At 68.3% G+C, this 6,757-nt stretch carries 9 protein-coding genes; all 9 read right to left on the reverse strand.

Going from position 1 to position 6,757, the window contains the following annotated elements:
- Nucleotides 1-35 precede the first annotated feature (35 nt).
- Nucleotides 36-1,187 (reverse strand): cysteine desulfurase family protein, encoded by a 1,152-nt coding sequence (locus tag GBZ48_RS32675; RefSeq protein ID WP_246307614.1) that lies wholly within the window; start codon nt 1,185-1,187, stop codon nt 36-38.
- A 14-nt stretch (nt 1,188-1,201) separates the two neighbouring features.
- The gene (locus tag GBZ48_RS32680; protein ID WP_174474832.1) at nt 1,202-1,507 is read right to left on the reverse strand and encodes a nitrogen fixation protein NifZ; all 306 of its coding nucleotides are present in this window, start codon (nt 1,505-1,507) and stop codon (nt 1,202-1,204) included.
- 14 nt (nt 1,508-1,521) lie between these two features.
- Nucleotides 1,522-1,872 carry a nitrogen fixation protein NifZ gene (locus GBZ48_RS32685; RefSeq protein ID WP_174474833.1) on the reverse strand — a complete coding sequence of 117 codons (351 nt, stop codon included), beginning with the start codon at nt 1,870-1,872 and terminating at the stop codon, nt 1,522-1,524.
- Nucleotides 1,873-1,901: 29 nt separating this feature from the next.
- Nucleotides 1,902-2,726, reverse strand: a complete 825-nt coding sequence (locus tag GBZ48_RS32690) for a 4Fe4S-binding leucine-rich repeat protein (RefSeq protein ID WP_174474834.1) — start codon at nt 2,724-2,726, stop codon at nt 1,902-1,904.
- The gene (locus GBZ48_RS32695; RefSeq protein ID WP_174474835.1) at nt 2,723-3,250 is read right to left on the reverse strand and encodes a hypothetical protein; all 528 of its coding nucleotides are present in this window, start codon (nt 3,248-3,250) and stop codon (nt 2,723-2,725) included. The genes GBZ48_RS32690 and GBZ48_RS32695 overlap by 4 nt, the downstream gene beginning before the upstream one ends.
- A 113-nt stretch (nt 3,251-3,363) precedes the next feature.
- Nucleotides 3,364-3,555 (reverse strand): 4Fe-4S dicluster domain-containing protein, encoded by a 192-nt coding sequence (locus GBZ48_RS32700; protein WP_014248512.1) that lies wholly within the window; start codon nt 3,553-3,555, stop codon nt 3,364-3,366.
- A 54-nt stretch (nt 3,556-3,609) separates the two neighbouring features.
- A complete protein-coding gene (nifB, locus tag GBZ48_RS32705; RefSeq protein WP_425486035.1) occupies nt 3,610-5,175 on the reverse strand; it encodes a nitrogenase cofactor biosynthesis protein NifB in 1,566 nt (521 codons plus the stop codon).
- A 184-nt stretch (nt 5,176-5,359) separates the two neighbouring features.
- Nucleotides 5,360-6,256 carry an adenylate/guanylate cyclase domain-containing protein gene (locus tag GBZ48_RS32710; protein WP_246307615.1) on the reverse strand — a complete coding sequence of 299 codons (897 nt, stop codon included), beginning with the start codon at nt 6,254-6,256 and terminating at the stop codon, nt 5,360-5,362.
- 123 nt (nt 6,257-6,379) lie between these two features.
- Nucleotides 6,380-6,757 (reverse strand): helix-turn-helix domain-containing protein (locus GBZ48_RS36550; RefSeq protein WP_281362518.1); only part of this gene is annotated, 378 nt, incomplete at its 5' end.

Consider the following 6,757-nt stretch of genomic DNA (forward strand, 5'->3'; position numbering starts at 1 on the left):
AAACTCCATCCTATTGTTTGGCTTATGTTTTTTGTTCAGGCGGCGACCAGACGGGCATGCAGGGCCGGCAGTTCCGACAGGACGGCGTCCACCTCCGCCGCGGTGGTGTAGCGGCTCAGCGAGAAGCGCAGGCTGGCGGCGGCCTGGGCGTCGCTCAGCCCCATGGCGGTCAGCACATGGCTCGGCTCGTTGCCGCCGGAGGAGCAGGCGGCCCCCATCGATACGGCGATGCCGGCACGATCGAGCCGCATCAGCAATTCCTCCGCATCGACCGGATGGCCGCGGCCGTCGGCGAAGCGGATGTTGCTGGTGTTGGGCAGACGGGCGGCGCCGGCGCCATTGACCACCGCACCCGGCCAGCGGGCGAGGATGCCCTGTTCCAGCCGGTCGCGCAGGAAGGCGATCAGGTCGGCCTCGTCGAGCCACAGCGATGCCAGCGACGCGGCTGCGCCGAAGCCGACGATGCCCGGCACATTCTCCGTCCCGCCGCGGCGGCGTCGTTCCTGATGGCCGTGGATCAGCGCGTGGAAGGGCGCGCCCTTGCGGACATAGAGCGCGCCGACGCCCTTAGGCCCGTGCATCTTGTGGGCGGACAGCGTCAGGTAATCGGCGATGCCGCAATCGACCGGAACCCGGCCCGCCGCCTGCACCGCGTCGCTGTGGAACAGGGCGCCATGGGCGTGAGCGATGGCGGACGCCCCTTCGACCGGCATCAGCACGCCGGTCTCGTTGTTGGCCCACATCATGGAGACCAGCGCCGTCGCCTCCGTCACCGCTGCGGCGAGATCGACCAGCGAGGGCAGGCCGTCGCGGTTTACCGGCAGGATGGTGACGCGCCATCCGCGCTGGCGCAGGTCGTCGAACAGGGCCAGCGTCGCCGGATGCTCCACCGCGGTGGTGACGATGTGGTCGCGACGGTGGTCGGTTTCCTCAATGACGCGCAAGGCACCCAGGGTGGCGGCATGGGTCGCCTCGGTGGCGCTGCCGGTCATCACCAGATCGGCCGGCTTGGCGCCGATCAATGCTGCGACCTGGGCCTTGGCCTCGCTGACCGCGCGGCGCGCGGCCATGCCGGCGGAATGAGGGCTGGACGGGTTGGCGAACTCCCCGAACAGGTGCGGCATCATGGCGTCGCGCACTTCCGCAGCCAGGGCGGTGGTGGCGTTGTTGTCGAGGTAGATCGTCATCACATCACCCCCCATCACATCATTCCGGGCACGCCGCGCCGCGAACCATCGGCCGGGGCGATCTCCTCCTCCAGGCAGCCGACGACGGTGCCGCCGGGGAACTCCACCAGATAGACCGGGAGGCTGCCTTCCTCGGTGCGGCCGATGCGGACAATGGTGCCCGGCGTGCCCTTGGGCGCCAGCAGGGCGCCGTCCGGCACCTGCGGGTGGCTGCCATCGTTGAACAGGTCCTCCTGCACCGTGACCCGCAGGCCCCAGTCGTACAGCGGTTCGCGCGGCGGGATGAAACCGGGCTTGGCGGCGGCTTCGACGTCGGACATCGCGAGGCTCCTTGTCAGGTTGGGACCGGGCTTCCGGACTGGGGTTGCTGGGGGTCGTTGCAGTGGGCGTCCACTACCTGCAACTCGCGCGCGCGCATGCCGACGACGACCCGTTTTTCGTAAAAATCAACGGCATAGATGTAATACATCTGCAGATAGGTCCCGACGGAGATGACGTAGCCGACATCGCCCTCGCGGATCAGGAAGTCGCCGACCGGACGGCCGGGATAGGTGCCGTCGTTGCGCACGTCGCGCAGGGCCTTGACTTTGAACCCCTGCTCCAGCACCGGCGGGCCGACCAGCTCGTTGGCGTCGTCGGCGCTGCGGGCACGTTCGCGGCGGTATGGTGCGGCTGTCTCTGTCATCGGGCTGCGCTCCGTCCGTTGAGGGGCCGCTAGAGGGGCGGAAGGTCGTTGGCGATGGTGAACCCTGCGGCGAGGCCGGCGGCGCGCTGCCGGGCGATGGCGCGCACCTCCTCCTCCGGGTCGTCGAACAGGGGGCCGAGCTGTCCGGCGTCGATCCGTCCGGCGACGGCGAGGCGGACCATCCAGTCGGCATCCTGCACCAGGATGTGCAGCTTCGACGTCGGCAGACGCTGCGCCACCACCAGCCGCACCCGCGGGCTGTCGTCCCAGGCGAGGCTGGGCAGCCAGTCCATGGCGAGGCGGCGGGCGACCTCCACCCGCACCTCCGGGTCCTCGTCATGCATCATCGCCGGCAGCATGCCGTCGGGAATCCGCCGCACCACCCGCAGCCGCACCGAGCAGTCGGGATCGCGCATCAGCGGGGCGAGGTCGGCGTCCTCCAGCCGGGTGGCGACGGCGATCCGCACCTCGCGGTCGGGATCGTCGCGCAGCTTCAGCAACAGTCGGCGCGGCAGCCGGCGGGCCAATACGGACCGCACCGTCTCGTCCGGGTCGCCGATCAGCCGGGGAAGCTGGAAGATCGGGGCGAAGCGCGCGGCATTGGCCCGGACCTCGAAATAGGGATGGTCGAGATGGCCGGCGGCGAGGTCCGGATTCCATTCGAAGAAGCGCTGGATGCGCTTGGCGTAGCGGTCCTGCACGCAGGCCTTCAACGGCAGGCAGTGGCCGGGCAGCTTGCCGCCCACGGGGAGGGTGACAGTCTCCGGGTCGAGCCGGCGGTCATGGTGGGGGCAGGCGGTGCAATCCACCGGTTCGCCACGCCAGTCCAGCGACTCGAGGATGTCGTCGCTCATGCGCCGGCCTCCTCAAGCTCGTCCTCATGCTCGCGACGGTCGGCGACGGCGATCAGACGGGAGGCACCGAAACGGTCGTCGGGATCGAGGGTGCAGACCTTGGTCAACGCCTCCCGTCCGGCGTCGATCCGGCCGGTGCGCAGCAGCAGGTAGCCGATGGCGACCAGGGCGAACAGGAACAGGCGGGGCGCCGGCTCCAGCCCGCGGAAATCGGCGGTGGCCGGTGTGACGTCGCGCCAGTCGGTGTGGTTGACGCCGAGTGCCGCCATGGCGTGGCCGATCATGCGCTCGCCATAGACCAGCGCCTGGCCGAGATCGGCTTTGTAGAAGTGGAATTTGTAATGGCCGAGATCGACGAGGCGATGGCCGGGAGCAATCTCCGCCGCGCGAGCGAGATGGGCGAGCGCCGCCGTGCTGTCGGCATAGCTGGCGGCGGCCAGATGCAGGCAGCGTTCCGCCTCGGGCGGAAGATCTCCGCCGTAATAGCGGCGGGCGAGCCAGTCCTCATCCACCTCGTCCAGCATGGCGCGGTGCTCCTGGGTTTCCCCCCTCCCGGGCTCTCAGCGGATCTTCGATCCGCCTGACGCCGTCAGCACAAACGAAGTTCGTGCGAGAGGCGGGAGAGGGGATCAGATCATCACGCCGGGACGCAGCAGTCGGCCGGGCAGACGGCGGCGCATTGCGGGCTGTCGAACTGGCCCTGGCACTCGGTGCACTTGGCCGGGTCGATGACGTAGGTGCCCTTCTTCAGGCTGATGGCGATGTTCGGGCACTCGGCCTCGCAGGCGCCGCAGACGGTGCATTCGGCGGACTTGATCTTGTAGGCCATGGCTCTCTCCTTCGGTGATGGGATGGCTGTGGAAGAGGGAAAAGGAAAAGGGGGTCAGGCGCGGCGCGCGGTCAGCGCCCCGGTGCGGATCACCGCGTCCTGGCCGGCGCGGGACTGGACGACACCCTGGCCGAGCCGCTCGGCATAGTCCTTGAAATAGGCGAGCGCCGATTCCTCGATGTAGTCGAAGGCGAAGCGGTCGACCGGCTCGATCCCGGCATCGGCCAGCGACTTGGACGGGCAGCCGCCGATCTTGGCGACGAACACCGCGGTGCAGTCGTTGATCGCCGCCAGGACGCCGTCCAGCGTATCGACGTCGCCGGAACCGCCTTCGCAATACTGGTCGACGCGACGATGACCGATGAACTTGGCGCCGCTCGGCCCGACCTCGTAGATCTGGAATTCCTTGGCGTGACCGAAATGTTCGTTGATGCGCTCGCCGCCCTTGGTGGCGACGGCGATCAGGATCGGATCGACGGTGAAGCCGACGCTCTCCCGGACGTCGGCCTGGGCCGCGGCCTTGGAGGCGTGGCGGCCGGCGCGCTCGGATTCGACATGCTCGCGGTAGGTGCGCCGGGCCTCGTCGTCATAGTCGACGAAGCCCATCGCCTCGATCTTGTCGGCGGTGAACTCCTCGCCGCGGTCCTCGCCCAGCAGGCCGACGGCGTCGGCGCGGCACTGGCGGCAGTGCCGCATCAGCTTGGCGCCGCCCTCGCAGGCGTCCTGCACCACCTTCAATTCCTGCGCGGTCGGCCCGCGCTGGCCGTTCAGGCCGAAATAAGTGCCGTGGGCAGGGTCGGAGATCAGCGGCATGATGTTGTGCAGGAAGGCGCCGCGGCTCTTCACCGCCTTGTTCACCTCCAGCAGGTGTTCGTCGTTGACCCCCGGGATCATGACCGAGTTCACCTTCACCAGGATGCCGCGCGAAGTCAGCATCTCCAGCCCCAGCATCTGCTGCTCGTGCAGGATCTTGGCGGCGTCCAGCCCGGTCCAGCGCTTGTGCTTGTAGAAGATCCACGGGTAGATCTGCGCACCGACCTCGGGATCGACCATGTTGATGGTGATGGTGACGTGGTCGATGTTGTATTGGGCGATGGTGTCCACATGGTCGGGCAGGGCCAGGCCGTTGGTGGACAGGCACAGTTTCAGGTCCGGTGCCTTCTTCTGCAGCATTTCGAAGGTGGCGAAGGTGTTTTTGCCGGCGGCCGCCAGACTATCGCCGGGGCCGGCGATGCCGATCACCGACAACTGCGGGATTTCCTGGGCGACCGCGAGGATCTTCTTGATCGCCTGATCGGGGGTCAACTTTTCGGAGACCACGCCCGGCCGGCTCTCGTTCGAGCAATCATATTTGCGGTTGCAGTAGTTGCACTGGATGTTGCAGGCCGGAGCGACCGCGACATGCATGCGGGCGAAATAGTGATGCGCCTCTTCCGAGTAGCAGGGGTGATTCTTCACCTTCTCCCACACTGCCGGGTCCATGTCGGCCGGACCGTCGGACGATCCGCAGGACGACGACGAACAGCCGGACGCCGCCTCGGGTGCTGCCGGCATCACGGCTGGCGGGGCCAGTTCCCCCAGCCCGAAGATGCTGTCGAGCGAAACCACGTTGCTCATCATCCACTCCTTCCCTGCCGTGCCGGACGACACCGTTGGACGGAACGATGAAAAGCAAGTTCGGGGCCAGAAGCAGAAATTGAGTAATCACAAAGGCTTGAGAGGAATTGTCGGGGGTGCGGACGCTGTCGTCATTGCGACAATGGCGGAGTGGGCGGAGGGCTTTGTCGGGGTGCCGACAAACCGGTCAGGCCAGTTCGGCGCGGAAGGCGACGACATGGTCCTGTCCTTCGTCCAGCACCTCCGCCCCGAAGCCGATCAGGCCGCTGCCGACCAGCTTGGTCGCATCCCGGCGCAGCACGAGCGGCGGCGACCCGCCGCTGCGGATGAAGGTGCCGTTGGTGGAATGATCGGTCAGCAGGAAGCTTTCGCGGGTGAAGTCGACCACCGCATGCTGGCGCGAGGTCTGGCGCGAGGCGATGCGCAGGCCGCTGCTGTCCTCCCGCCCGATGGTGACGCGGGTGAGGGCTTGGCTCAGCGTGATGTCCTGCCCGCGATAGGCGAGGTGCAGCGTCACCATTCTGCGGCCGACCTCCGACACCAGCGAGAAGCCGAGCGTGGTGCTGTCGATGGCGTCCTCGGCATCATCGCCGGTGCGGATTCGGTGGACGGGGATCGGGGCGGTCTTGCCCTTCATCGCGACGTTGCTCAGCGGCTTGGTCCGGCCGCGCAGGTCGGGTGACAAACCTTCCACCAGAGCCTGGGTCGCCAGGATCTCGCCAGGCCGGGCGATCTGCTGCACCCGTGCGGCGACGTTGCAGGCGTCACCATACAGGTCGCCGACGCCTTCAATCACGGAACCGAAATGGATGCCGATGCGCAGCCGCAGCCCGTACTGGCCCTCGATACCGATCATCGCGCAGGCGGTGCGGGCGCTGTCGTCGCAGAGCGGGAAGGCGGCGAGCAGCCCGTCGCCCAGGCTCTTGATGACGCCGCCGCGATTGTCCTCCACCAGCCGGCGCAGATGGGCCAGCACCCGCTGCGTCAGCGCCGCCGCGGTGACGTTGCCGACGCGCTCGTACAGCATCGTGCTGTCGGCGATGTCGACGAACAGCAGGGCGAGGGGCTTCTCAAGCGAAGGCAAGACGGAGATCCGTTCGACCGGGGAGCATGCCATCGAATCGAAGGCCCGGCAGGGTAACACGAAACCGCAGGGTGCGCGACGGGGGTAGCCGCCGGACGATGTCCGGCCCCCCGGTTTCCGGACCTAGAACCGCTTGATTTCGATGTTGTACTTGCGCAGCGCGTAGCTCACCTGACGCGTCGTCATGCCCAGCAGGCGGGCGGCCTTGGCTTGGACCCAGCCGGTCCGCTCCATCGCCCAGATCAGGCGGTCGCGCAGCGGGCCCGACTCCGGTTCGTCCAGCGGCAGGTCGGGCCCGACCGAAGCCGGTTGCGGAGCCGGGGAGGACGGGACGGCCGGCGCCGGAGGCGCCGGCCGGGGGGGGGGCACCCGCCCCACCGCCGGGCCGAGAGGCGGCGGGCGGACCGCCGCGCCCCCGAGCGCCACCGCGGCCAGCGGCAGTCCCGCATCGCCGAGCGCCACCAGGAAGGGGCGCCAGAACCTGGGCGTGCCGCTGACATG

The sequence above is a fragment of the Azospirillum melinis genome (assembly GCF_013340935.1).
Classification (GTDB): Bacteria; Pseudomonadota; Alphaproteobacteria; order Azospirillales; family Azospirillaceae; genus Azospirillum; species Azospirillum melinis.

Coding starts and splice junctions, on each gene's coding strand:
- GBZ48_RS32675 (WP_246307614.1), bottom strand. CDS start 1,187: ATGACGATCTACCTCGACAACAACGCCACCACCGCCCTGGCTGCGGAA.
- GBZ48_RS32680 (WP_174474832.1), bottom strand. CDS start 1,507: ATGTCCGACGTCGAAGCCGCCGCCAAGCCCGGTTTCATCCCGCCGCGC.
- GBZ48_RS32685 (WP_174474833.1), bottom strand. CDS start 1,872: ATGACAGAGACAGCCGCACCATACCGCCGCGAACGTGCCCGCAGCGCC.
- GBZ48_RS32690 (WP_174474834.1), bottom strand. CDS start 2,726: ATGAGCGACGACATCCTCGAGTCGCTGGACTGGCGTGGCGAACCGGTG.
- GBZ48_RS32695 (WP_174474835.1), bottom strand. CDS start 3,250: ATGCTGGACGAGGTGGATGAGGACTGGCTCGCCCGCCGCTATTACGGC.
- GBZ48_RS32700 (WP_014248512.1), bottom strand. CDS start 3,555: ATGGCCTACAAGATCAAGTCCGCCGAATGCACCGTCTGCGGCGCCTGC.
- nifB (WP_425486035.1), bottom strand. CDS start 5,175: ATGATGAGCAACGTGGTTTCGCTCGACAGCATCTTCGGGCTGGGGGAA.